General features: G+C 59.4%; 23 protein-coding genes. 5 read left to right on the forward strand and 18 right to left on the reverse strand.

Translation table 11 applies throughout. The features are described 5' to 3' along the window. Position 1: 1 nt before the first annotated feature. The 3 genes from ACIPIN_RS25550 (at position 2) to ACIPIN_RS25560 (ending at position 2,505) form a co-directional block, all read left to right on the forward strand. Positions 2–1,126, forward strand: coding sequence for a methionine ABC transporter ATP-binding protein (locus ACIPIN_RS25550; RefSeq protein WP_401123602.1), 1,125 nt, complete (start codon positions 2–4; stop codon positions 1,124–1,126). Beyond that, a complete protein-coding gene (locus ACIPIN_RS25555) occupies positions 1,116–1,760 on the forward strand; it encodes a methionine ABC transporter permease (protein WP_216742771.1) in 645 nt (214 codons plus the stop codon). The genes ACIPIN_RS25550 and ACIPIN_RS25555 overlap by 11 nt, the downstream gene beginning before the upstream one ends. 118 nt (positions 1,761–1,878) lie before the next feature. After that, the gene (locus ACIPIN_RS25560; RefSeq protein ID WP_401123604.1) at positions 1,879–2,505 is read left to right on the forward strand and encodes a class I SAM-dependent methyltransferase; all 627 of its coding nucleotides are present in this window, start codon (positions 1,879–1,881) and stop codon (positions 2,503–2,505) included. A 146-nt stretch (positions 2,506–2,651) separates the two neighbouring features. On the opposite strand, the gene ACIPIN_RS25565 is transcribed toward ACIPIN_RS25560, so the two are convergent. The 11 genes from ACIPIN_RS25565 to ACIPIN_RS25615 form a co-directional block, all read right to left on the reverse strand. Further along, positions 2,652–5,705 (reverse strand): efflux RND transporter permease subunit, encoded by a 3,054-nt coding sequence (locus ACIPIN_RS25565; RefSeq protein WP_401123606.1) that lies wholly within the window; start codon positions 5,703–5,705, stop codon positions 2,652–2,654. Next, entirely contained in the window at positions 5,702–6,772 is a 1,071-nt protein-coding gene (locus tag ACIPIN_RS25570; RefSeq protein WP_401123609.1) for an efflux RND transporter periplasmic adaptor subunit, read from the reverse strand. Before ACIPIN_RS25570 ends, ACIPIN_RS25565 begins: the two co-directional genes overlap by 4 nt. Further along, positions 6,769–7,869, reverse strand: coding sequence for an efflux RND transporter periplasmic adaptor subunit (locus ACIPIN_RS25575; RefSeq protein WP_401123611.1), 1,101 nt, complete (start codon positions 7,867–7,869; stop codon positions 6,769–6,771). Before ACIPIN_RS25575 ends, ACIPIN_RS25570 begins: the two co-directional genes overlap by 4 nt. A gap of 286 nt (positions 7,870–8,155) precedes the next feature. Beyond that, positions 8,156–9,034, reverse strand: a complete 879-nt coding sequence (locus tag ACIPIN_RS25580) for a transporter substrate-binding domain-containing protein (protein ID WP_401123614.1) — start codon at positions 9,032–9,034, stop codon at positions 8,156–8,158. Then, positions 9,031–9,813 (reverse strand): amino acid ABC transporter ATP-binding protein, encoded by a 783-nt coding sequence (locus ACIPIN_RS25585; protein WP_401123617.1) that lies wholly within the window; start codon positions 9,811–9,813, stop codon positions 9,031–9,033. Before ACIPIN_RS25585 ends, ACIPIN_RS25580 begins: the two co-directional genes overlap by 4 nt. After that, positions 9,810–10,469 (reverse strand): amino acid ABC transporter permease, encoded by a 660-nt coding sequence (locus ACIPIN_RS25590; RefSeq protein WP_401123620.1) that lies wholly within the window; start codon positions 10,467–10,469, stop codon positions 9,810–9,812. Before ACIPIN_RS25590 ends, ACIPIN_RS25585 begins: the two co-directional genes overlap by 4 nt. Then, positions 10,450–11,115 (reverse strand): amino acid ABC transporter permease, encoded by a 666-nt coding sequence (locus tag ACIPIN_RS25595; protein ID WP_401123622.1) that lies wholly within the window; start codon positions 11,113–11,115, stop codon positions 10,450–10,452. Before ACIPIN_RS25595 ends, ACIPIN_RS25590 begins: the two co-directional genes overlap by 20 nt. Positions 11,116–11,643: 528 nt before the next feature. After that, positions 11,644–12,426 carry a MetQ/NlpA family ABC transporter substrate-binding protein gene (locus ACIPIN_RS25600; RefSeq protein WP_401123625.1) on the reverse strand — a complete coding sequence of 261 codons (783 nt, stop codon included), beginning with the start codon at positions 12,424–12,426 and terminating at the stop codon, positions 11,644–11,646. Between the two features lie 243 nt (positions 12,427–12,669). After that, entirely contained in the window at positions 12,670–13,602 is a 933-nt protein-coding gene (locus ACIPIN_RS25605) for a sigma 54-interacting transcriptional regulator (RefSeq protein ID WP_401123627.1), read from the reverse strand. A gap of 57 nt (positions 13,603–13,659) precedes the next feature. Then, on the reverse strand, positions 13,660–14,241 hold the full coding sequence (locus ACIPIN_RS25610; RefSeq protein ID WP_401123630.1) for an alpha/beta hydrolase: 582 nt from the start codon (positions 14,239–14,241) through the stop codon (positions 13,660–13,662). 453 nt (positions 14,242–14,694) lie between these two features. Continuing rightward, positions 14,695–15,768 (reverse strand): fatty acid desaturase, encoded by a 1,074-nt coding sequence (locus ACIPIN_RS25615; RefSeq protein ID WP_401123632.1) that lies wholly within the window; start codon positions 15,766–15,768, stop codon positions 14,695–14,697. Positions 15,769–15,868: 100 nt separating this feature from the next. Here ACIPIN_RS25615 and ACIPIN_RS25620 point away from each other — a divergent pair, with 100 nt between their 5' ends. Then, the gene (locus ACIPIN_RS25620; protein WP_401123635.1) at positions 15,869–16,873 is read left to right on the forward strand and encodes an AraC family transcriptional regulator; all 1,005 of its coding nucleotides are present in this window, start codon (positions 15,869–15,871) and stop codon (positions 16,871–16,873) included. A gap of 131 nt (positions 16,874–17,004) precedes the next feature. Here ACIPIN_RS25620 and ACIPIN_RS25625 read toward each other — a convergent pair whose 3' ends face one another. Then, positions 17,005–17,370: a response regulator gene (locus ACIPIN_RS25625; RefSeq protein ID WP_401123637.1), complete on the reverse strand. Its 366-nt coding sequence runs from the start codon at positions 17,368–17,370 to the stop codon at positions 17,005–17,007. A gap of 88 nt (positions 17,371–17,458) precedes the next feature. Beyond that, positions 17,459–18,145 carry a Crp/Fnr family transcriptional regulator gene (locus tag ACIPIN_RS25630; RefSeq protein ID WP_401123640.1) on the reverse strand — a complete coding sequence of 229 codons (687 nt, stop codon included), beginning with the start codon at positions 18,143–18,145 and terminating at the stop codon, positions 17,459–17,461. An 85-nt stretch (positions 18,146–18,230) separates the two neighbouring features. Between ACIPIN_RS25630 and ACIPIN_RS25635 the strand changes: the two genes are divergently transcribed. Next, a complete protein-coding gene (locus tag ACIPIN_RS25635) occupies positions 18,231–18,755 on the forward strand; it encodes a DUF962 domain-containing protein (protein WP_401123642.1) in 525 nt (174 codons plus the stop codon). Between the two features lie 108 nt (positions 18,756–18,863). Here ACIPIN_RS25635 and ACIPIN_RS25640 read toward each other — a convergent pair whose 3' ends face one another. The 5 genes from ACIPIN_RS25640 to oscA form a co-directional block, all read right to left on the reverse strand. After that, the gene (locus ACIPIN_RS25640; RefSeq protein ID WP_401123644.1) at positions 18,864–19,853 is read right to left on the reverse strand and encodes a sulfate/molybdate ABC transporter ATP-binding protein; all 990 of its coding nucleotides are present in this window, start codon (positions 19,851–19,853) and stop codon (positions 18,864–18,866) included. A gap of 3 nt (positions 19,854–19,856) precedes the next feature. Beyond that, entirely contained in the window at positions 19,857–20,729 is an 873-nt protein-coding gene (gene cysW / locus ACIPIN_RS25645; protein ID WP_401123647.1) for a sulfate ABC transporter permease subunit CysW, read from the reverse strand. Between the two features lie 12 nt (positions 20,730–20,741). Then, a complete protein-coding gene (gene cysT, locus ACIPIN_RS25650; protein WP_019691172.1) occupies positions 20,742–21,560 on the reverse strand; it encodes a sulfate ABC transporter permease subunit CysT in 819 nt (272 codons plus the stop codon). A gap of 86 nt (positions 21,561–21,646) precedes the next feature. Then, positions 21,647–22,660: a sulfate ABC transporter substrate-binding protein gene (locus tag ACIPIN_RS25655; protein ID WP_054595056.1), complete on the reverse strand. Its 1,014-nt coding sequence runs from the start codon at positions 22,658–22,660 to the stop codon at positions 21,647–21,649. A gap of 144 nt (positions 22,661–22,804) precedes the next feature. After that, a complete protein-coding gene (oscA, locus tag ACIPIN_RS25660; protein ID WP_007941032.1) occupies positions 22,805–22,987 on the reverse strand; it encodes a sulfur starvation response protein OscA in 183 nt (60 codons plus the stop codon). Between the last annotated feature and the right edge of the window lie 310 nt (positions 22,988–23,297).

Consider the following 23,297-nt stretch of genomic DNA (forward strand, 5'->3'; position numbering starts at 1 on the left):
CATGAATGCCGCCAACGCCCGACTTCGACTGGAAATTGCGCCGTCTCGCAGCGCCGAACAGACTGAACTGCATCCAGAGCTCAATCGCGCCCACGTGCGTTTTATCGGCCTGGGTAAAACCTACAACGGCCAACAAGGCCCTGTCGCTGCGCTGCATGGCATCGACCTGGCGATCCAGCGCGGTGAAGTGTTCGGCATCATCGGCCGCAGCGGTGCCGGTAAATCATCGCTGATCCGCACCATCAACCGTCTCGAACAACCGAGCACAGGTCGGGTGCTGATCGATCAGGTAGACATCGGCGAGTTCGACGAGGACCGTCTGGTGGCCCTGCGTCGGCGGATCGGCATGATCTTTCAACACTTCAACCTGATGTCGGCCAAAACCGTGTGGCAGAACGTCGAGCTGCCGCTCAAGGTCGCGGGCGTGCCGAAAGCCGAGCGTGAAAAAAAGGTGCGTGAACTGCTGGAACTGGTCGGCCTGCAAGGCAAACACAAGGCCTACCCGGCGCAGCTCTCGGGTGGGCAAAAACAGCGCGTCGGCATCGCCCGGGCGCTGGTGCACGACCCGGCGATTCTGCTCTGCGACGAAGCCACTTCGGCGCTTGACCCAGAGACCACGCAGTCGATCCTCGGACTGCTGCGCGAGATCAATCAACGCCTCGGACTGACGATCATTCTGATCACCCACGAAATGGCGGTGATCCGCGATATCTGCGATCGGGTAGTGGTGCTCGAACATGGGCGAATTGTTGAGCAAGGGCCGGTCTGGGAAGTGTTTGGCAATCCGCAGCACGAGGTCAGCAAAACTCTGCTGGCGCCGTTGCAACATGGCTTGCCGGAAGAACTGCAAAGCCGTTTGCAGGTACAACCGCAATCGTCGGAATCCGCGGTAGTGCTGCGCTTGCAGCTCACCGGCAACAGCAATGATGAGCCAGACCTGGCAGCGTTGTTCAGCGCGTTGGGCGGGCGAGTGCGCTTGCTGCAAGGCGGCGTCGAACGGATTCAGGGGCATGCCCTCGGGCAATTGTTGTTGGCAGTGACCGGCTCGTCCTTAGGTGCTGAAGAGTTACACCAGCGCGCCAGTCACTGGGCGCAACACGTGGAGGTGCTGGGTTATGTGGTTTGATCGATTGTTGCAGGGCGTCATCGACACCTTTCTGATGGTCGGCGTCTCATCGTTGATCGCGCTGTTGGCGGGCATTCCGCTGGCGGTGATTCTGGTCACCAGTTCCAAGGGCGGTATCTACCAAGCACCGGCGCTGAACCGTGCACTGGGGGCCTTCGTCAACCTGTTCCGCTCGATCCCGTTTCTGATTCTGATGGTCGCGCTGATCCCGTTCACTCGCTTGATTGTCGGCACCACCTACGGCGTCTGGGCTGCCGTAGTGCCGCTGACCATCGCCGCCACGCCCTTCTTTGCCCGTATCGCCGAGGTTAGCCTGCGCGAGGTCGATCACGGCCTGATCGAAGCCGCCCAGGCCATGGGCTGCCGGCGCTGGCATATCGTCTGGCATGTGCTGCTGCCTGAGGCGCTGCCGGGAATCGTCGGTGGTTTCACCATCACGTTGGTGACCATGATCAATTCCTCGGCCATGGCTGGAGCGATTGGTGCCGGTGGGTTGGGTGACATTGCGTACCGGTATGGCTACCAACGGTTTGATAGCCAGATCATGCTCACGGTGATCGTGTTGCTGGTGATTCTGGTGGCGGTGATTCAGTTGGGTGGGGATCGGTTGGCGCGGGTGTTGAACAAGCGTTGAACGAAGATCAAAAGATCGCAGCCTGCGGCAGCTCCTACAGGGGATCGGTGTAGGAGCTGCCGCAGGCTACGATCTTTAGCTTATAGTCGGTGCATGTTTCCTCACCTACGCAGCCGCCATGAAACACACCCCCGACGACCTCAAACAGATCACCACGACCACACTGGGGCACTACGACCAGGTGGCCGAGAGTTTTCGTGAAGGCACGCGCGATCACGATGTCAGCCAGAATATCGACGCGCTATTGCGGCACATTCAGGGCACGGCACCGTTCACCGTGCTCGACTTCGGCTGTGGCCCGGGCCGCGATCTGCAAACGTTTACCCGCATGGGCCACGTCGCTATCGGCCTCGATGGTTCGGAACGGTTCGCTCAGATGGCTCGCGAGGACAGCGGCTGCGAGGTCTGGCAGCAGGACTTTCTGAAACTCGATCTGCCGGCCGAACGCTTTGACGGGATTTTTGCCAATGCGGTGCTGTTTCATGTTCCTGTTCAGGAATTGCCTCGGGTACTGAAGCAGCTGCACGGAGCGCTGAAACCGGGCGGTGTGTTGTTCAGTTCAAATCCGCGTGGGGACAACCGTGAAGGCTGGAATGGTGAGCGCTTTGGCGCGTATCACGATCTGGCGGCGTGGCAGAAGTTGCTGACGGCGGCGGGGTTTGTCGAGTTGGAGCATTACTACCGGCCAGCCGGGCTGCCACGTGATCAGCAGCCTTGGTTGGCGAGTGTCTGGCGCAAGGGGTAGTGGGCTGGGGTTGGTGGCGTCTGTACTGGCGCTTTCGCGAGCAAGCCCGCTCCCACACTGGATCGTGCCATACACATATTCTGTGTTCGCTAAAGATCAAATGTGGGAGCGGGCTTGCTCGCGAAAAGAGCGCGAAGCGATCGCCGTTACTGTGCGGTTTTTTTCGGCTCCTTGATCTTGTACCAGGCCACATACAGCGCCGGCAGGAACAGCAGCGTCAGCAAGGTGGCAACAATGATCCCGCCAATCATCGCGTAGGCCATCGGCCCCCAGAACACTTCCCGGGCAATCGGGATCATGCCCAGGCAGGCCGATGCGGCGGTGAGCAGGATCGGTCTGCGACGGTGCTCGGTGGCTTGCACCACGGCGTCCCACGGTGAATACCCGTTGCGCTCGAACTCTTCAATCTGAGTCACCAGAATCACCGAGTTGCGGATGATGATGCCGATCAGCGCCAGGATCCCGAGAATCGCCACAAAGCCCATCGGCGTCCCCGTCGGAATCAGCGCCAGCACCACACCGATCAAGCCCAGCGGCGCGACACTCGCCACTAGAAACAGCTTCTGCACGCTGTGCAACTGGATCATCAGGAAGGTCGCCATCAGAAACAGCATCAGCGGCACGACTTTGGCGATCGGCCCTTGGGCCTTGCTGCTTGCTTCGACCGTACCGCCGGTGGCGACCTTATAGCCCACCGGCAACCCGGCAGTGAACTTCTCGATCGCAGGTTTGAGCAGCATCACCAGGTCGGTCGGTTGAATTTCGTCGCGCACCGCCGCCTTGATGGTGACGGTCGGTTGGCGGTCGCGACGCCAGACCAGCGGCTGCTCCAGTTCATAACGCACGGTGGCAAAGGCCAGTAGCGGGATCGACGTTCCGCCGGGCGTGACGATTTGCAGGTTTTGCAGGGTTTCCGGCGTACCGCGCTCGGCGTCCACGGCGCGCCCGACCACATTGATCAGGTAAATATCATCATCGACCTGAGTCACCGCCGAGCCGCTGACGATGCTGTTCATCAGGTTCGCCACGTCTGCGGACGACAGCCCGAGTTGCCGCGCCTTGTCCTGGGCGATGTCGATGCGCAGGACTTTGCCCGGTTCGTTCCAGTCGAAAATGATCTCGCCGATATGCGGGTTCTTGTCCAGTTCGCTGGCCAGGTCGATGGCGTGCTTGCGCACCTGATCGATGTCTTTGCCACTGACCCGGTACTGGATCGGCCGGCCCACCGGCGGGCCCATTTCCAGGGCTTGCACGAAGCTGCCAATGCCGACGAAGTCCTTGCGCAGGCGTTCGCGCAAGCGCTCGCTCAGCACCTGTCGGGTTTTGAAATCCTTGCTGACGATCACCAGTTGCGCGTAGTAGGGGTTCTGCAATTGCTGGTCGAGCGGCAGGTAGAAACGAATCGCGCCCTGGCCGATGTAGCTGCTCCAGCGCACGATGTCCGGATCGCCCTTGAGGGTCGCTTCGAAACGGTCGACGGCTCTGCGGGTTTCATCCATCGAGGCGTTTTGCGGCAGGTTGAGATCGACGAGGATTTCCGGGCGATCCGACGACGGGAAGAACTGGTTCTGCACGAAACGCATGGAAAACACCGCCAGCAGGAAGCACAGCACCGTAATGCTGATAGCCCACCAGCGGTTGCGCATGCTCCACAACAAGCCACTGTTGAAGGCCTTGCCGATACGCCCAGGCTCCTCGGAATGGGGTTTTATGTTGGCGCTGAGGATGTGCACGCCGATCACCGGGGCGAACAGCACCGCGACGATCCACGACACGAGCATGGCCACGGCAAGGACCGCAAACAAGCTGAAGGTGTACTCACCGGCAGAGCTGGCGTTCAGACCAATCGGCACGAAGCCTGCGACAGTTACCAGGGTCCCGGTCAGCATCGGGAACGCGGTCGAGGTGTAGGCGAAGGTCGCGGCCTGTTCCTTGGTTTCGCCCATTTCCAGACGCGTGACCATCATCTCGACGGTGATCATCGCGTCGTCCACCAACAGCCCGAGGGAGATAATCAGCGCACCGAGGGAAATCCGCTGCATGGTGATGCCGCTGTACTCCATGAACACGAAGACCATCGCCAGCACCAGCGGAATCGAACAGGCCACCACCAGCCCGGCACGCACGCCAAGGCTGATGAAGCTGACCGCCAGCACGATGATGACCGCCTCGAACAACGCACTGGTAAAACCACCGACCGCCTCTTCCACCACGTAAGCCTGATCCGACACGTTGTGTACACCGACGCCCACCGGCAGCTCGGCTGTCAGTTCGTCTATGCGCTGGTGCAGAGCCTTACCAAAGGCCTGAATGTTGCCGCCCTTCTGCATGGCAATCGCCAGGCCGATGGCCGGCTGCCCATTGAAGCGGAACAGCGTTGATGCCGGGTCGACGTAGCCACGGGTGATTTCAGCGATGTCGGCCAACCGGTAGAAGCGATCGTTGAGCCGCAGATTGACCGCCGCCAGGTCTTTTTCCGAGGCGAACTGCCCGGACGTGCGCACGGAAATCCGTTCCGGACCGGCCTCGATCACCCCGGCCGGGGTCACCGCGTTCTGGGTTTGCAGGCTCTGCACCACTTGACGCTGGTCGATGCCGAGTGCCGCCAGTTTGCGGGTGGAGAAATTCAGGTAGAGCACTTCATTCTGCTGGCCGACCATCTCGATCTTGCCCAGTCCCGGTATGTCGCGGATCTCGGCGCGAGCCTGCTCGACGTAATCGCGCAATTCGCGCATCGACAGGCCGTCGGAGGTAAAGGCGTACACCGAGCCGAATACATCACCGAACTCGTCGTTGAACGACGGACCCTGTATGCCCTGGGGGAAGGTGCCGCGAATATCGTTGATCTTCTTGCGCACCTGGTACCAGATTTCCGGGACGTCCTTGGCACTGGTGGTGTCACGCAAGTTGACGTAGACCGTGGATTCGCCGGGCCGGGTGTAGCTCTTCACGTAGTCGAGCGAGTCGAGCTCTTCGAGTTTTTTCTCGATACGGTCAGTGACCTGCTTGAGGGTTTCTTCCTGGGTCGCACCGGGCCAACGGGTCTGGATCACCATGGTTTTGATGGTGAACGACGGGTCTTCTTCGCGCCCCAGATTGAGGTACGAGAAAACGCCCATCAACAAAGCGACGAACATCAAATACCAGACGAAGGACTGATGCTTGATGGCCCACTCGGATAAGTTGAAGCTCCCTTTCATCGCGGGCTGCCCTCGTCGACTTTGACTTTTTGCCCCGGTTTGAGGCTGTTCACACCGGCGCTGACCACTCGCTCACCGCTTTTGACGCCGTGCCCGACGATGACGCTGTCAACGCCACGGCTGAGCAGGGTGACGTCTCGCGGGGAAACGGTCTGGGTCTGTTTGTCGACCACCCAGATACGGGTTTTACCGTCGACTTCCTGCAAGGCTGTCAACGGCAATTCGATACGCGGCTCGATGGCCGAGCTCAAGGTCACACTGATTGCCGTGCCGAGACGAAAGCCCCGCGGGGTCTCGGCCAGGGTCAGGCGAGCGCGGCGAGTACGGGTCGCGCTTTGCGCCTGCGGCTCGATCTCGCGGATGATCGCCGTGCTGTGGATACTCGGATCAAGTTGCGCTGCGACTTCAAACACCACATCGGCAGGCAGTTGCTCGGCGAGGCCCGCTGGCAGATCGATCACTGCTTCCTTGATGTCCGGCCGCGCCAGCGTCACCACTTGCTGCCCCGCCGTCACCACCTGTCCGGCCTCGGCGTTCCAGGCCGTCACGATGGCCGCGTGGTCGGTGCGTAGCTCGGTGTATTTGAGCTGGTCGTTGGCCTGACTGACCGACGCCCTGGCCTGATCCAGTGAAGCCTGGGTGGTTTTCAGTTCGGTCTGGGCGATGTCCAGCTGCGCCTGGGCGCCCACGCCCTTGTTGAACAGTTCCTGCTGACGGCGTGCGCTGGCCCGGGCATTGATCAACTGCGCCTCGACCTTCGCCTGATCGCCCTGGGCGACACGTAACTGGTTCTGCTGATCGGTCGGGTCGAGGGTTGCCAGCAACGCACCCTTCTTGACCTCACTGCCAACGTCGACATTACGGCTGGCGATACGTCCCGGCACACGGAAACCGATGTTGCTTTCGAAGCGCGCCTGAATGCTCCCGGCGAAACGCCCGAGATCCTGTTGGTCAAAGGACTGCACTTCGATGGACAGCACTGGGCGCACAGGCTCCGGCGGTGCTTCCTTTTTCGAGCAGGCGGCCAACAGCAGACCCGCCGACAACAGCAGCAACACGCGCTTCATGGCTGGGCTCCCGTCGAACCTTCAGCAGACGATGTGACGATCTCCACCAACACGTCGGGGTGCAGCAACTGGCCACCGGCAGTGACGACTTTCTCGCCGCCATTCAGGCCTTCGCTGATGATCACTTTGCCAGTCAGATAACGGCCGACCTTGACCGTCTGCAAGTGTGCCTTGCCGTCAACGTCCACGATCCAGACGGCGGGCTCGCTGAGGTTCTTGGTCAGCGCTGCCCAGGGCAATTCGACCGCAGGCTTGCCCGGCACTTTGGCCGTGGCACTGACCACCGAGCCCAGTTGCATGCCTTCGGGCAATGCGCTGAGGGTAACCTTGACCTGCACCGTACCGGTTTGCGCCGACACCGCCGGGGTTATTTCGCGCACCGTGCCGGTGGTTTTGATCTTCGGGTTATCGAGCAGGCTGACCACCACCGACCGGTCCGATGGCGGCGCGCTCAACAGCGATTCGTAGACGTTGAACACCGCGTCACGCTCGCCATCCCGGGCCAGGCTGAATATCGGCACCGTGGCCTGCACCACCTGACCGACTTCTGCCTGACGCGCGGTAACCACGCCGGGCGCGTCGGCAATCAGCGCGGTGTAACTCAATTGTTCGCGGGCATTGGCCAACTGCGCCTGCGCTGCGGTCAACGCGCTCTGGCTGCTGCGCAATGCAGCCTGGGCAGAATCGTATTCACTTTGGCTGGTGTAACCCTTGGGCAGGAGTTTTTGCTGGCGGACGAACGCGGCAGCAGTCTGTTTGACCCTCGCCTGCTCGGCGACCACTTGGGCCTGGGCGGAATCAACGCTGGTCTGCAGGTCTTTCGGGTCGAGTCTGGCTAACACTTGTTTGGCAGAAACACGATCGCCGACATCCACCATGCGCTGGATGATCTTGCCTGCAACGCGGAACGACAACTCGGTCTGAACCCGTGCCTGAACATCCCCGGTCAGGGTCACCGAGGCCGCGAAATCCGTGGGTTTGACCTCTTGCACGAACACCCGCGGACGTTCCTTCTCGATAGGCTTCTTATCGCCGCACGCGGCCAGCAGGGCAAAGAGACTCAGGCCAACGATACATTTCAATCCGGGACCAGCCATGCAGGCTCCTTTGCGTTATACGGGCGGGCGTTATACGGGCGGACAAGTGTCGATACGACTGTGAGCTTAGATCAGGGCTCAGCTGCTGCATCCAGAGACTGAAAAATTGAGGGGGAATGGCAACCGGGCGCCTTGTGGCGAGGGGGCGGGCTGGATACACCTGAGTGGAACTGGCCGGATTGAAAAGATCGCAGCCTTCGGCAGCTCCTACAGGGGGAATGACGTACACCCGTAGGAGCTGCCGAAGGCTGCGATCTTTTAGCGGTAAATCAGATGTCCGGGCGGTTCAGCCCTGCCACTTCCCGCCTTCGACAATCACGCTCTCCGGCTGGGTGTCGTCGCTCAGTTCTTTACGCACGTACTGGTCGTAGAGCTTGAGCAGGTACTTGTCTTCACCCAGCTTCGCCAACTCGGCATTGACCCAGTCACGCAGCTCGATGTTGCCCTTCTTCACGGCTGGTGCGATTGGCGCCTCGGCGCCCAAGGTTTCAGTCAACACGCGGTAGCCCGGGTTCTGTTTTGCCCAACTGAACAACACCAGGTTGTCCTGTGCATAAGCATCGCCGCGACCGCTGGCCAGGGCTTGCAGCGACTCGGTGTTTTTCTCGAACTTGAGCAGTTTCCAGTCCGGGTGATTCCTGGTCAGCCAGATATCGGCGGTGGTGCCGGTGGTGACGATGGTAGTGCGGGTTGCCAGGTCATCGAGGCTCTTCACCACGCTGGCCTGCGGCACCAGTGCCTGCACCGCAACCTTGAGGTTCGGGTTGGTGAATTCCACCGCTTCCTTGCGCTCCGGAGTGACGGTCATGTTGGCGAGGATCAGGTCAACCTTGTCGCTTTGCAGGAACGGAATCCGGCTCGCCGGCTCGACCGCAACAAACTCGACCTTGTTCTCGTCGCCCAGCAGATCCTTGGCGAATTGACGGCCAATGTCGGTATCAAAACCTACATAACGCCCGGCTTCATCGACGAAACCGAACGACGGTTTGTCGGTGAACACGCCGACGATCAGCTTGTCCCGAGCCTTGATTTTCTCCAGGTAACTGGCCGCAGGCCTAGCGGTTGAGGTTGCAGGCTTGGCAGCCTCTTCGGATTTGTTGCAACCGGCCAGCAGCGCGAGGCCAAACAACGGGAGTAGCAGCAGTGAAGACTTGGCAGTTTTCATGAGGGTTCCAGTTCCTTTGCAAGTGTCTTTTTGGGCAGTGCTTCGACGTAGGAGAACTTCTCCAGGAACTGCTGCGCTCGTGCGGTTTGCGGGTTCGTAAAGAAAATCTCGGGAGGGTTTTGTTCAAGGATGCGTCCGGCATCCATGAACACAATGCGGTCGGCCACCGCGCGGGCGAAAGCCATTTCGTGGGTGACGATCAGCAAGGTCATGCCATCGCGGGCCAGCCCCTGAATCACTTCCAGCACTTCCTTGACCATCTCCGGATCAAGGGCTGCGGTGACTTCATCGAACAGCATCACCTGCGGGTTCATGCACAGAGAACGGATGATGGCGATGCGTTGCTGCTGGCCACCGGAAAGCTGACGCGGGAAGGCGTCGCGTTTGTCCGCCAGACCGACCCGTTCGAGCAACGCCAAGGCCTGCTCGCGAGCTTCACGCGCTGGGCGTTTTTGCACCTTGAGCGGGCCGAGCAGGAGGTTGTCGAGCACGCTCATGTGCGGGAACAGGTGATAACTCTGGAACACCATGCCGATCTGCTGACGCACTTCGCGCCAGTCGATGGCCTTGCTCAGCAACTCGCGCCCAGCGAAACGCAACTCGCCGCTATGGGCGACTTCCAGACCGTTGAGACAACGCAGCAAGGTGCTTTTACCGCAGCCGCTAGGGCCGAGGATGACGATCACTTCACCGGCTTCGACGCTCAAGTCGATCCCGTTGAGAACCTGATGCTCACCGAAAAACTTGTTGAAACCCTTGAACTCGATCAATGCGCTCATGCTTGCGTCCAGCGCCGTTCCAGCACGCGGGAAGCGGCCGAGAGCGGGTAGCAGATAAAGAAGAAAAACAGGAACAGTGCGCCGTAGATCAACACCGATTCGTAGGTACGTTCGATGATCTGCTGGCCGACCTTGATCACGTCGACCACGCCGATCAACACCGCCAGCGAACTGGTCTTGATGATCCGCGTGTAGACGTTGATGGTTGGCGGCGTCATGCGTTTCAGTGCCTGGGGCAGCAGCACGTAACCGAAAAGCTGCGGGCCGGACAGCCCGATCGACAGCCCCGCTTCACGCTGGCCACGGGGCAAGGAATACAAAGCACCGCGTACCACTTCGCCGACTTCACTGGCGCCCCACAACGACAACACCAGCACTGCGCACCAGAAACTCGAAAGGCTCAGGCCGAAAAAAATCGGCAGACCGAAGAACAGCAAATACAACCAGACCAGCACCGGGATCGCCCGGAACAACTCCAGATAGACCCGCAGAATCGCCTTCAGCCATTTCGAATTCAGGCTGCACAGCACGCCGTAGAGCACTCCGCACACCGTGCTGATGACGATGCTCAAGAAGGAAATCGACAAGGTTTGCGCAGCGCCTTTGCCTAACTGCGGCAAGGACACCCAAAGCAGCTCAAGACCCGAACTGGCCATGCTGGAGCCTCCTTTCCAGGCGGCTGAGCAGCAGCGACAGCGGCAAGAACAGCAGCACACAGATCAACGTCAGCACAGCGAGCATTTCGTAGGTTTTGTAATACAGCGCGATATAGCTCTTGGTGGTGTAGAGAATCTCCGGCACCGCCACCGCCGACACCACGGTGGTCTCCTTGAGCAGGAAAATGAAGTTGGCGAACAGCGAAGGCAGGCTGAGGATCCCCGCTTGCGGCAGGATCACGTAGCGCAGCAATTGCCAGTGGGACAGACCGATGGAGCGGCCCGATTCCAGTTGCGCCGCAGGCACCGCTTCAACGCCGGCCCGCAGTACCTCGGTGAGGTAGGCACCGCCCAGAAAGGTCATGGTGATGATCGCCACCGCAAAGCCGGAAACCTTCACCCCAAGTGCCGGCAACGCGAAGTAGACGAAGAACAGTTGAATCAGCAGCGGGGTGTTGCGCGCCAGTTCCACGTACAACGCCACCAGGCGCTGCAAGTACGGCGTGCGGAACACCAGAATGGTCGCGTTGATCAGAGCTACCAGCAACGAAGTGCCGATGGCGATCAGGCCGACCTGCAGCGTCACGCCCACGGCGCGGAGAAACGCCGGCAGGGTGCTGAGGATGAAAGCGTAATCGAACGTCATTGAAGATCCTGAACGCCGCAGGGTAAGCGACGGTGGCGCAGTCCATTGGGCTGTGGATAACAGCCCGTCAAGCTCCGACTTTAAAGGCATAAAAAGAAACATTTAAATACCAATAAAGCATATTGATATCACGCAAATAACTATCCGGCGGATTGGCGGTGTCAGCGGGAGACAGCTATTTTCCTTTGCGCTGTAGGAGGGATCTTTTTTTCAGATTGCCCCTCCAAGGACGAGCAGCTTGCGGCCACACTCCCCGGCCGAACCATCACAAGGACGATAAAAATGGCAGATGTGAAAACACCCCAGCGGCTGGATCCGCAGGACATCGTGAAGTTATTGACGGCGTTGCGCCGGGCGTTGAAGACCAGGGTGGCCTGAACAAAGAGATCGCAGCCTGCGGCAGCTCCTACGCTGATCTAATGTAGGAGCTGTCGAAGGCTGCGATCTTTTGATTTTCGCGTGCAATAAAAAACGCCGACGCTATCGAAAGCCGTCGGCGTTGAAACCTTGAAGGGTTTTACCGCTCGATCAGAACGCTGGCAGTACCGCGCCGCTGTACTTCTTGGCAATGAATGCCTTCACTTCAGGACTGGTCAGCGCCTTGGCCAGTTTCTGGATCGCTACGCTGTCCTTGTTGTCTGGACGCGCGACCAGGAAGTTCACGTATGGCGAATCCGCACCTTCGATCACCAGCGCGTCTTTAGCCGGGTTCAGACCCGCTTCCAGCGCGTAGTTGGTGTTGATCATGTCCAGGTCGACCTGATCCAGCACACGCGGCAGCATGGCCGATTCCAGTTCCTTGAACTTGAAGTTGTGCGGGTTCTTGGCGATATCTTTTGGAGTCGCCAGGGCGTTTTTCGGGTCTTTCAACTCGATCAGGCCGGCTTTCTGCAACAGGATCAGCGCACGGCCGCTGTTGCTGCCTTCGTTGGGGATAGCGATGGTCGCGCCGTCCTTCAACTCAGCCAGGGTTTTGACTTTCTTCGAGTAGCCGCCGAACGGTTCAACGTGTACGCCGATCACGGTCACCAGGTGAGTGCCTTTGCCTTCGTTGAAGCTTTTCAGGTATGGCAGGGTCTGGAAGTAGTTAGCGTCCAGACGCTTCTGATCGACCTGCACGTTCGGTTGTACGTAGTCGGTGAAGACCTTGATTTCCAGATCCACGCCTTCTTTGGCGAGGGTCGGTTTGATCAGTTCGAGGATCTCGGCGTGCGGCACCGGCGTTGCGGCAACCACCAGTTTTTCGCCAGCCTGGGCCAAGCCCGCAGTCAGGGCAGCCGCCAATGCGGTGAACAACAGAACTTTTTTCATGCAGTGTCCTTATTTGTCGTTGTCGACAACGGCTAAAAAGTGAAGTGCCAGTGAAGTGCTATCGCTGGTGTGGTGCGGACAATACCGAGATTTTTTATTCCCGAACAATATCTTTTATTCACTTTCATATTCCATTTTGTTCATACAGAAAAACCACGTCCGTAGGAGCTGCCGCAGGCTGCGATCTTTCTGCATTTACGCGATGGAACGTGAAGATCAAAAGATCGCAGCCTTCGGCAGCTCCTACGTGATTCCCGTTTGTGCAAGAAGTTGTTTCAGGGCTTCGAGCTCTGGCGCTGAACCGTTGTCGACAATGCGCTTGAGTTGCTGTTCGATCTGCTCGAGCGGCGACAACACCTGCGGCAAATTCAAATGCGCAGGCTTTATCTCCTCGCCACTGCTCACCAGCAACGCAAAGTGAATGACGTTTTCCAGTTCACGGGTATTGCCCGGCCAGCTGTGCCGCTCCAGAACCTGCTGTGCCGCGTCGCTGATAAACGGCACCGGCAGGTCGAGGCGCTGGCTGTAGATACCGAGAAAATACTCGGCCAGTGATTGAATATCACCGACTCGCTCGCGCAAGGCCGGTAATTCGAGTTGACCTTCGCTGAGGTAGCGATAAAGCCGCTCATGGAATTTGCCAGCCGCCACGGCTTGTGCCAGATCGATGCTGGTCGCCGCCACGAGTCGCACATCCACCGGGCTCGGTTGCTGGGCACCCACGCGGGTGACTTCGTGATTCTCCAGGGCGGCGAGCAGTTTGATCTGAATCGGCAACGGCAAATCGCCGATTTCATCCAGGTACAACGTCCCGCCATTGGCCGAACCAAACCACCCGGCGCGGCTGCTCGCCGAACCACTGAAACTGCCGCCGGCATAGCCGAACAACTCGGCATCAGCGTAAGTCGGACTGATGGCGCCGCAGTTGACCGATACAAACAACCCGCCGCGATCGCTGGCGCGGTGAATGTGCCGTGCCAGCAGCTCTTTGCCGGTGCCGGTTTCACCGCGTATCAACACCGAAATCGAGCGCGGCGCCAGTTGTTCCAGCTCCTGACGCAGCTGGCGCGAGCGTGGGTCGACGAACACCAGCGCCTTGGCGCGAATGCTCAGCGGGCTTTTTTCAGCGTCGGGAAAGGTCAGCAATGGCTGACCGAAAGATTCATGCAAACTCATGGCAGACTCCCGCCCAAAACCGCCGGGAGACGGGGGGCGTTCAAATAAAAAAGAGGTTCAAGCGCGGCGCAGGGCGTGATTTTCCATGCGGTTTTGCAGGCGATACAGGTAGGCAAAACCCTGCTCCCAACGATGGTGGCCGGATTTCACGTTGATGTGCCCAGCCCCCGCCAGAATCCCCGCTTCGGCGCCCCAGTTGCGCGCCAGCTCAAGCGCCCGTGGAGCGCTGACGGCGGCGTCGTTGTCGGAACTCACAACCTGGCTCGGGAACGGCAGCAGGTGCGTCGGAATCGGCGCAAAGTTGCGCAACGCAGGCTTGCAGGCCGGACGTTCAACGTCGGCAGGCGCAACCAGCAAGGCCCCGCGAACCTGACGCAACGCCTGCAACGGCGCAGTGGCCGCCCAATGCGCAACGGTGATGCAGCCCAGGCTGTGAGCGATCAGGATCACCGGCGTGCTGTCGGCATCAATCGCTTCGGCCAGCGCCGCGACCCAATCCTCACGGCGCGGCGTCAGCCAATCGGCCTGCTCCACCCGCGCACTGTTCGGCAGGCTGTTCTGCCAATGGCTTTGCCAATGATCATCTGGCGATCCTTGCCAGCCCGGCACAATCAGGTAGCGAATTGATTCGTTGCGCATGGGGAGCTCTCCTGTGCGTGTCTGTTCCTGGTCGAGTATAGGGATGGGATTTACATTCCTTAAGGAATAAGAAGCTATTTGTTAAGACCAAAACAGAATATGCAAAATACCTACTACTGGAGCTCCAGGTTTGCGCTTTGCTTCAGAAGAAAAAAAGGGGCCGCACCCTGCCAAGGAGACGGCCCCGGAAATCGCTATTTTGTACCGCGCGGTAATCACCGACAGCTCGGTAATCCTCAAATGTTTAACATGGATAAGTTGCGGTTCAATGAATCGATCTGCCTGCGCCTGACGCCCTCATGCGACCGCTTCGATGGATGAATCATTGCTTCAATGGCTTATTTCCGAAAGTAATATTTTTTTATTTATATAGATCAATATCGCATAACTAAATCAACACTTCCGGCCCCTCCCGAAATCAAAAAGCTGCCGAGGAACACACGTGGGTACGATCTACGCTTGGGTTGCCCGCACCGTTTCGGTTGTCTTCTGCTCCTTGCGCACAAACCGATTCGCCCGCCCAAACGTGCCAAAGTCATTGAAGCGCACGCCCATCTCGCGCATCACCTTGTGCGCCACCGGCACGGTCAGCTGGCGGATGTAAAACGGTTCCTTCACCACAAAATGATGGATGCCATGGCTGCTGCCGAAGTTGAAGCAGAACGCCTGCAACGGCCACATCCACCATGGGTTCAGCACCTGTGTCTGCTGGATCACATTGCCCGGCTCAATGTCGCCGTAGTAGTGCATGTTCGAGCTGACAAAATGCAGGCAAAAAGTGCGCAGTACGTTCGGACCGATGATCACTACGGCAGCGATGTCGATCACCTGCATCACCGACAGCGTGGTCGCCGACCATTCCACCGAGGCTCCCATCAAATACGCAATGCCATTGGCTGCGTGAAAACCGAGGAACAGGTACCACGCACCCCAGTGCACCAGCGCCAGCGGCGCGTAAACCTTCAGCGTGCGCTTGATGATGCTGAATTTGTGCGCCCAGGTTTTGGCCCGCAGCATGCGGATGAACGCCGACATCACGTTGTCGCCGACCATCAGCAAACGCGCAATGCCCCAAGGCTCGCCGTTGGTGATGGCGCGCTCTTCCATGTCGGTTTCACTGCCGGAGACCTTGTGGTGGTTGAGGTGCAAATGGCGGCGAATCCACGGATTGATGGTGCTCGGCCGTGCCAGCCAGACCAAGCCCATCATCAGGTTGTGCGGCACGCGTTGCTTGCGAAAATACATGCTGTGGATCAGGTCGTGTTCCAGTTCATGGGTCAGCGATGCAAAAAAAGCATTCAGCAGCAGGCACACCCACCAGGCCATGTGCCCGGTCATGTAGAGCGCCGCCGAGCCGATCATCCCGGCCAGGGCGAAGGCCAGAATGCCCACGCCAAGAGCGTCCTGGTGGTTGAGAATCGGGTAGCGCTGACGCAGTTCGACACCGCGGGCGAGCACCACTTCACGAATATGCGCAGATCGTTGTTGTGCATTCAGGCGTTCAGGACTTGCAGAAGTACCGTACATGCTTCCATCCTTTAGTTATTGATGTTCGCATCCTGCCCTGCGCGATCGCTTCGGGCGTTAGCTGTGAACGCCAACCTGTTGACCGGAAGCGCCAATCATCATGATTGAACCCACCTCCCTCGCCAGCTGGACCCGCGCTTTGCGCAAACAACTCGACGCCCTCGGCCTCGACAGCAACGCCCTGTGCCTGCAAGCCGGGCTCGACCCGCAACTGATGGACGACCCCAACGCCCGCTACCCGTTATCGGCCACCACTCGACTGTGGGAGCTGGCCGTCGAGGTCAGCGGCGACCCGGCGATTGGTTTGCGGGTTTCGCGGTTCGTCAGCCCGACCACCTTCCACGCACTGGGATATGCGCTGGTCGCCAGCGGCAGTTTGCGTGAGGTGTTCGAGCGCATCGTGCGTTATCACCAAGTGATCAGCGACGCATTGGAGCTGGAACTGACCCGTGGCGAAGATCGCTATTGCTTCACCCTCAAGGTCCCCGAAGGCAGTCCGGCGCCAGCGCGGGAAGCGATCGACGCCTTCGCCGCGATCTACGTGCGCACCTGTCGCAACCGTTTGGGTCGGGACTATGCACCGCTGGCGGTGTACTTGCGCCGACCGGAACCGGCCGACCCGAAACAATGGCACACGGTGTTCCGCGCACCGATCTTCTTTGCTGCTGACGAAGACCGGCTGGAGTTTTCCATCGACGACTTCGAAAGCCATCTGGATGACGCCAACCCGGAGCTGGCCGAACACAACGAAACCGTGCTCAAGCGCGCCCTGACGCAACTGCGCCTGCTGACCTGGGAGCGCAAGGTGCGCGATGCCATCGAAGCGCAACTGCCCGAAGGCGAACCCAGCGCCGAACGCATCGCCGAGACCTTGCACTTGAGTTTGCGCAGCTTGCAACGGCACCTGGCGGACGAAGGCTGCCGGTTCGATACGTTGCTCAATGAATGTCGTGAGAATCTGGCACTGCTGCACTTGCGCGACCCACAGTGCTCGTTGAGCGAAATCAGTTATCTGCTGGGGTTTGCCGACACGAGCAGCTTCAGCCGCGCGTTCAAGCGCTGGACCGGGATGACGCCGGGGCAGTTTCGGGATGGGTTGCGATAACAGGCTGTCAGAACCGGCCTCATCGCGGGCAAGCCTTGCTCCTACAGGATTGTCGTCACTTGCTTGAACGACGCGAATCCGTAGGAGCAAAGCTTGCTCGCGATAGCGATTTACCAGATAACACAGATGGCTCAGCGCCCTCGATCACGACGCAGCAACTTGCGCACCCGTGCCACCAGCTCACTCACGGCGAACGGTTTGAGCAGGTAGTCATCCTCATGCAGCTCCAACCCGCGCAGCCGGTCTTCAATGCCGTCCGTGGTGGTCAGGAACAGCACCGGCGTTGCACCGAGCTGACGGATCTGTTGCAACAGCTGCCAACCGTTGAGGCCGGGCAGCATCACGTCGAGAATGATCAGGTCGTATTCAGCCGTTTCGATAAAGCGTCGACCGGCCATGCCGTTGTCCGCCACATCCACCGCATAGCCGGCTTCGCTCAGGCCTTGGGCCAGAAGTTTCGCGGTCTCGGGTTCGTCTTCCACTAACAGCAAACGCATGGCACACCTCGAATAATCGTCAGTACAGGCTAGGCGCCTTGGCGCACAAAGCCCATCACTAACGGTTATTTCGGATGAGGTGACGGGTTCAAACGCTCGCCAAAGCCCGCAATCGACCCGCGTCGAGGATCTCGATCTCGCCATAACTCAGGTTGAGAATGCCCTGACCCTCCAGGTCCTTGAGGATCTGGTTGGTGGTCTGACGCGACAGCGAAAGCAGCAACGCCAACTGCTCCTGCGGCAGTTGCAGAATGCGCCGTGCGGGTTCGATCTCGCCGTAGCCATCGGCAATCATCAGCAAGCGATGCGCCACGCGGGCCGGGGCCGGCAGCAAGGTCAGCTGTTCGAGATTGATGAAGGTCAGGCGCAATTTATGGCTCATCAGCAAGGCCAACTGTCGCCAGTGTTGCGGGTGTTCTTCGAGCATACCGAGCAGCGCTGCCTGCGGTACATGCAACAGAATGCAGTGGCCCACGCCATAGGCGTCATGGGTGCGTGGCTGGCCGTCGAACAGACTGATTTCGCCGAACCAGTGTGGCGGCTCAATCAGGCTCAGCAGCGCCTCCTTGCCCTGCTCGCTCACCGCGCCCACGCGCACCGCACCTTCGAGTACCGCGTACAGACCACACGGCGGATCACCGCGCTTGAACAGCCGTTGTCCCGGCGACAGCCGCCGCACGCGGGCCAGGGACAGCAGACTATCCTGTAACAAGGGCGACAAATGGCTAAACCACTGCCCCTTCATCAGGCGTGACCGCCAGGCCTGCATATCCATGAAAACTCCAAGATGATTGTCGTCTGGCTGACAGAGCAACGACGGACCGCAGGGCATGATCGACATCCCTACCGGAGGAATAACAATGAAAAGCCTCGTTGACCACCTCAGTCAATACGCCGCGTACCACCGTGACCCGCGCAACATCGCCAGCCACTTCATTGGCATTCCGCTGATCGTGGTCGCCGTCGCGGTATTGCTATCACGGCCAGGATGGCCGGTGGCCGGGCTCTGGCTGTCTCCTGCGGGGCTATTGGCGCTGGCCTCGGCGTGGTTCTATTTGCGCCTGGAAGTACGCCTTGGGGTGGTGATGACGGTGCTGCTGGGCCTGTCCGTTTGGCTAGGCCAAATCCTCGCGGCGCACAGCACCCTGCTTTGGTTGAGCAGCGGTGTCGCGATGTTTGTGGTCGGCTGGGCGATCCAGTTTGTTGGCCATCACTACGAAGGACGCAAACCGGCGTTTGTCGATGATGTGACGGGATTGATCATCGGACCGCTGTTTGTGGTGGCCGAACTGGCGTTCATGCTGGGGTTGCGGCATGAGCTGAAAGAGCAGATCGAGGCGCGGGCGGGTGGGGTGCGTCTGCGTCAGAAAAATGCGGCGGCGTAGATCGCTTTCGCGAGCAAGCCCGCTCCCACATTGGATCTGCGTTAATCACACAATCCGTGATCAACCGAGAACCCTGTGGGAGCGGGCTTGCTCGCGAAGCTTTTGCTTTTAGAGGTTGGCGACTTTCTGCCAGACCTTGGGCTTGAAGAACAACGTCTCGCCCTTGGCCAGACCGGTCAGGCTGTCGTGGTCTTTCACCACTTCCGCTTCGATCAGCTCGCTCTGGCCTTCAACCTTCAAGGTAATGCGTGTGGTTGCACCCAGCGGACGGATATCGCGCACTTGCGCCGCGTGGTGATCCTCCAGCTCAGTGCGCGACAGCGACACTTCGTGAGGACGGAACAGCACGTGATTATCGTCGCCCAGGTACAGGCGATTCGAATCACCGAGGAAGTGATACACGAAATCGCTGGCCGGGTTTTCGTAGACGTCACCCGGTGAACCGATCTGCTCGATCACGCCCTTGTTCATCACCACGATGCGGTCGGCGACTTCCATCGCCTCTTCCTGGTCGTGGGTCACGAACACCGAGGTCAGGTTGATGTCTTCGTGCAGACGCGCCAGCCAGCGACGCAGTTCTTTACGGACCTTGGCATCCAGCGCTCCAAAGGGTTCGTCGAGCAGCAACACCTTGGGTTCCACCGCCAAAGCACGGGCCAACGCGATGCGCTGACGCTGCCCACCCGATAGTTGTTCCGGGTAGCGATCCGACAACCAATCCAGTTGCACCATGTTCAGCAGCTCGTGGACTTTGACCGCAATCTGGCTTTCGCTCGGACGCTGGTTTTTCGGCTTCATGCGCAGGCCGAAGGCAACGTTGTCGAACACGGTCATGTGGCGGAACAAGGCGTAGTGCTGGAACACAAAACCGACGTTGCGATCACGCACGTCGTGGCCGGAGACGTCTTCGCCGTGGAACACGATGCTGCCGGCGTCCGGGGTTTCCAGGCCGGCGATGATCCGCAGCAAGGTGGTTTTGCCGCAGCCGGACGGGCCAAGCAACGCCACCAGTTCGCCGCTCTGGATGTCCAGGTTGATGCTGTTCAGCGCCTTGAAGGCGTTGAAATTCTTGCTGACATTACGGACTTCGATCGACATGACTTATTCCTCCGCGGCGCTGGCGCGCAGGCGGTTAATACGGGACTCGCTCCACTGCTTGAGCAGCAGGATGAAGAGCGCCAGGATCAGCAACAGGCTCGCAACGGCAAACGCGGCGACGTGGTTGTATTCGTTGTAGAGGATCTCGACGTGCAGCGGCAGGGTGTTGGTCACCCCGCGAATGTGCCCGGACACCACCGACACCGCACCGAACTCACCCATCGCCCGCGCGGTACACAGCACCACGCCGTAGATCAGGCCCCATTTGATGTTCGGTACCGTCACGTGCCAGAACATCTGCCAGCCGTTGGCGCCCAGCAACCGTGCAGCTTCCTCTTCCTGCGTGCCCTGCGCCTGCATCAGCGGGATCAGTTCACGCGCCACAAACGGCACGGTGACGAAAATCGTCGCCAGCACAATGCCCGGCAAGGCGAAGACGATCTGGATATCGTGGTCCTGCAACCACGGGCCAAAAATGCCCTGGGCGCCGAACATCAGCACGTAGACCAAACCCGCGATCACCGGCGATACCGAGAACGGCAAGTCGATCAGGGTCACCAGCATGCTCTTGCCACGGAACGAGTATTTGCTCACGCACCAGGCCGCGCTGACGCCGAACACCAGGTTCAGCGGCACCGAAATCAGCACCGCAATGACGGTCAGTTTCAGGGCAGACAGAGCATCCGGCTCGAAGATCGCGGTGAAGAACGCGCCGAGGCCAAGCTTCAGGCCCTGGGACACCACGATGAACAGCGGCAGCAACAGAAACAGCGCAAAAATCAGCCAGCCGAGGCCGATCAGGATTCGCCGGGAAGCCGCGCTGCCACGACGGGCAGCGTTGGCCGAAGACGCGGCGGCAATAGACGATTGGGACATGGTGCCGCCTCCTTATGGGGTTTCGATGCGCCGCTGCAACAAGTTGATCAGCAGCAACAGGACGAAGGAAACCACCAGCATCAGCACGCCAATGGAGGTAGCGCCGGTGTAATCGTATTGGTCGAGCTTGACCATGATCAGCAGCGGCAGGATTTCGGTTTTCATCGGCATGTTACCGGCAATGAAAATCACCGAGCCGTACTCGCCAACACCCCGTGCAAACGCCAGGGCAAAACCGGTCAGCCAGGCAGGCAGCAGCGCGGGAACCAGAATGTAGCGGAACACCTGCAACGGCTTGGCGCCCAGACACGCGGCGGCCTCTTCGATCTCTCGCGGGATATCGGCGAGTACCGGCTGCACCGTACGTACCACGAACGGCAACGTGACGAAGGTCAGCGCCAGGGTAATACCGAGCGGCGTGTAAGCGATCTTGAAACCCAGGTCCGCAGCAAACTGCCCGACCAGACCGGTCGGCGTGTACAGCGCAGTCAGCGCAATACCGGCCACGGCCGTTGGCAGTGCGAACGGCAGATCGATCATCGCGTCGATGATCTTGCGTCCGGGGAAGGTGTAACGCACCAGCACCCAGGCCAGCAACGTGCCGATGATGCCGTTGATGATCGCGGCGTACAGTGCGGTGCCGAAACTGAGCTTCAACGCCGCCAGCACTCGTGGCGCGGAGATGATTGCCCAGAACTGATCCCAGGTGAGTTGAGCGGCATGCACGAACATCGCCGCCAGTGGTATGAGCACAATCAGACTGAGGTACACCAAGGTGTAGCCCAGCGTCAGCCCGAAGCCGGGTATGACGGGGGAGATACGACGCGACATAAGAGTCCTTGGTTGAAAAAATCAATCAGCTAAGCACATCCATGTGGGAGCCTAAGCTTAAGGTTCGTTGTGTGGCTCAAGTCAGGTTACTGCGCCTGATAGATCTGGTCGAACACGCCACCGTCATTGAAGAATTTCGGTTGGGCGGATTTCCAGCCACCGAAGTCCTTGTCGATGGTCACCAGCTCCAGGGTCGGGAACTGTTTGGCGTACTTGGCGGCCACGTCCTTGTCACGTGGACGATAGAAGTTCTTTGCCGCGATTTCCTGACCGGCCGGGCTGTACAGGTGCTTGAGGTAAGCTTCGGCGATCTGCTCGTTGCCCTTCTTCTCGGCGTTCTTGTCGACGACCGCTACCGGCGGTTCGGCGAGGATCGACAGCGAAGGCACGACGATGTCGAACTTGTCAGCGCCACCCTGTTCTTTCAGCGCCAGGAAGGCTTCGTTTTCCCAGGCCAGCAACACGTCACCCTGACCGTTGTTGACGAAAGTAATGGTCGAACCGCGAGCGCCGGTGTCCAGCACCGGTACGTGCTTGAACAGTGTCTGCACGTACTCTTTGGCCTTGGCTTCGTTACCGCCATTGGCTTTCAGGCCATAGGCCCAGGCCGCGAGGAAGTTCCAGCGCGCCCCGCCGGAGGTTTTCGGGTTTGGCGTAATCACTTCAACGCCGTTTTTGGTCAGGTCGCCCCAATCCTTGATGCCTTTAGGGTTGCCCTTGCGCACCAGGAACACGATGGTCGAGGTGTACGGCGTGCTGGCGTCCGGCAGGCGTTTTTGCCAGTCGGCCGGCAGGGTTTTGCCGAGTTTGGCGATTTCGTCGATGTCACCGGCCAGTGCCAGGGTCACCACGTCGGCCCGCAGCCCATCAATCACCGCCCGGCCCTGTTTGCCCGAGCCACCGTGGGATTGCTGAATCTTCACGTTGTCGCCAGCGTGTTCCTTCTTCCAGAAGTTGATGAATTCGGCGTTGTAGTCCTGATACAGCTCGCGGGTCGGGTCGTACGACACGTTGAGCAGTTCGTAATCCTTGGCAACCGCGGAACCGGCAAAAATGGCGCTGGCCAGAGCGGCCAAAGCGTAACGGCGAATCGACGACATGGTGCAGCTCCTGAATTCTTGGTGTATTGGCTTTTTTTATGGTCTGGAATCGGGTTGCCTGTTCAAAGATCGCAGCCTGCGGCAGCTCCTACACACAAATCCCCCCGTAGGAGCTGCCGCAGGCTGCGATCTTTTGATTCGGGTTCAGCTCGGCTTGTTGCCCGGGTTCTGCAAACGGAATTTCTCTTTGCGTTCGATCTGAACCACCTGGGCGTTGTGCACGGTTATTTCCACCGCGCCAAAGCGCAGATCGCGCAGTGCGCTCTGGATCTCGCGCAAGATGGTTGCTTCGTCCTGGCCGTCAACGCTACGTAGAGATGCGCTCATGGTGCTGCTCCTTGAATGAGATGTGCCTGGCAGTGGCGGCACTGCTTGTGGCGTGAGAGCAATAGTAGATAGGCGCAGATATTCTTAAAAATACTATTTAAGAATGTTTATATAACCTAAATGCATTTTCCGACGACGCAAAGGTTGGCGCGGACATTGAGCGCCTGAAGGTCAAAAGATCGCAGCCTGCGGCAGCTCCTACGCAGAGGCCGCGTATATCCGTAGATACCGTCTTGAGCCTCACCGGGCAAGCGCAAGTTTCGGGTCAAAGGGTTGACCCGACTTGAGCACGCCGTAAACGAAGTGCAAC

The organism is Pseudomonas sp. NPDC087697, assembly GCF_044743155.1.
In the GTDB taxonomy this organism is placed as follows: domain Bacteria; phylum Pseudomonadota; class Gammaproteobacteria; order Pseudomonadales; family Pseudomonadaceae; genus Aquipseudomonas.

Bases quoted from the DNA above. Each gene is read 5' to 3' on its own strand.
- ACIPIN_RS25550 (WP_401123602.1), top strand. From the start codon at position 2: ATGAATGCCGCCAACGCCCGACTTCGACTGGAAATTGCGCCGTCTCGC.
- ACIPIN_RS25555 (WP_216742771.1), top strand. From the start codon at position 1,116: ATGTGGTTTGATCGATTGTTGCAGGGCGTCATCGACACCTTTCTGATG.
- ACIPIN_RS25560 (WP_401123604.1), top strand. From the start codon at position 1,879: ATGAAACACACCCCCGACGACCTCAAACAGATCACCACGACCACACTG.
- ACIPIN_RS25565 (WP_401123606.1), bottom strand. From the start codon at position 5,705: ATGAAAGGGAGCTTCAACTTATCCGAGTGGGCCATCAAGCATCAGTCC.
- ACIPIN_RS25570 (WP_401123609.1), bottom strand. From the start codon at position 6,772: ATGAAGCGCGTGTTGCTGCTGTTGTCGGCGGGTCTGCTGTTGGCCGCC.
- ACIPIN_RS25575 (WP_401123611.1), bottom strand. From the start codon at position 7,869: ATGGCTGGTCCCGGATTGAAATGTATCGTTGGCCTGAGTCTCTTTGCC.
- ACIPIN_RS25580 (WP_401123614.1), bottom strand. From the start codon at position 9,034: ATGAAAACTGCCAAGTCTTCACTGCTGCTACTCCCGTTGTTTGGCCTC.
- ACIPIN_RS25585 (WP_401123617.1), bottom strand. From the start codon at position 9,813: ATGAGCGCATTGATCGAGTTCAAGGGTTTCAACAAGTTTTTCGGTGAG.
- ACIPIN_RS25590 (WP_401123620.1), bottom strand. From the start codon at position 10,469: ATGGCCAGTTCGGGTCTTGAGCTGCTTTGGGTGTCCTTGCCGCAGTTA.
- ACIPIN_RS25595 (WP_401123622.1), bottom strand. From the start codon at position 11,115: ATGACGTTCGATTACGCTTTCATCCTCAGCACCCTGCCGGCGTTTCTC.
- ACIPIN_RS25600 (WP_401123625.1), bottom strand. From the start codon at position 12,426: ATGAAAAAAGTTCTGTTGTTCACCGCATTGGCGGCTGCCCTGACTGCG.
- ACIPIN_RS25605 (WP_401123627.1), bottom strand. From the start codon at position 13,602: ATGAGTTTGCATGAATCTTTCGGTCAGCCATTGCTGACCTTTCCCGAC.
- ACIPIN_RS25610 (WP_401123630.1), bottom strand. From the start codon at position 14,241: ATGCGCAACGAATCAATTCGCTACCTGATTGTGCCGGGCTGGCAAGGA.
- ACIPIN_RS25615 (WP_401123632.1), bottom strand. From the start codon at position 15,768: ATGTACGGTACTTCTGCAAGTCCTGAACGCCTGAATGCACAACAACGA.
- ACIPIN_RS25620 (WP_401123635.1), top strand. From the start codon at position 15,869: ATGATTGAACCCACCTCCCTCGCCAGCTGGACCCGCGCTTTGCGCAAA.
- ACIPIN_RS25625 (WP_401123637.1), bottom strand. From the start codon at position 17,370: ATGCGTTTGCTGTTAGTGGAAGACGAACCCGAGACCGCGAAACTTCTG.
- ACIPIN_RS25630 (WP_401123640.1), bottom strand. From the start codon at position 18,145: ATGGATATGCAGGCCTGGCGGTCACGCCTGATGAAGGGGCAGTGGTTT.
- ACIPIN_RS25635 (WP_401123642.1), top strand. From the start codon at position 18,231: ATGAAAAGCCTCGTTGACCACCTCAGTCAATACGCCGCGTACCACCGT.
- ACIPIN_RS25640 (WP_401123644.1), bottom strand. From the start codon at position 19,853: ATGTCGATCGAAGTCCGTAATGTCAGCAAGAATTTCAACGCCTTCAAG.
- cysW (WP_401123647.1), bottom strand. From the start codon at position 20,729: ATGTCCCAATCGTCTATTGCCGCCGCGTCTTCGGCCAACGCTGCCCGT.
- cysT (WP_019691172.1), bottom strand. From the start codon at position 21,560: ATGTCGCGTCGTATCTCCCCCGTCATACCCGGCTTCGGGCTGACGCTG.
- ACIPIN_RS25655 (WP_054595056.1), bottom strand. From the start codon at position 22,660: ATGTCGTCGATTCGCCGTTACGCTTTGGCCGCTCTGGCCAGCGCCATT.
- oscA (WP_007941032.1), bottom strand. From the start codon at position 22,987: ATGAGCGCATCTCTACGTAGCGTTGACGGCCAGGACGAAGCAACCATC.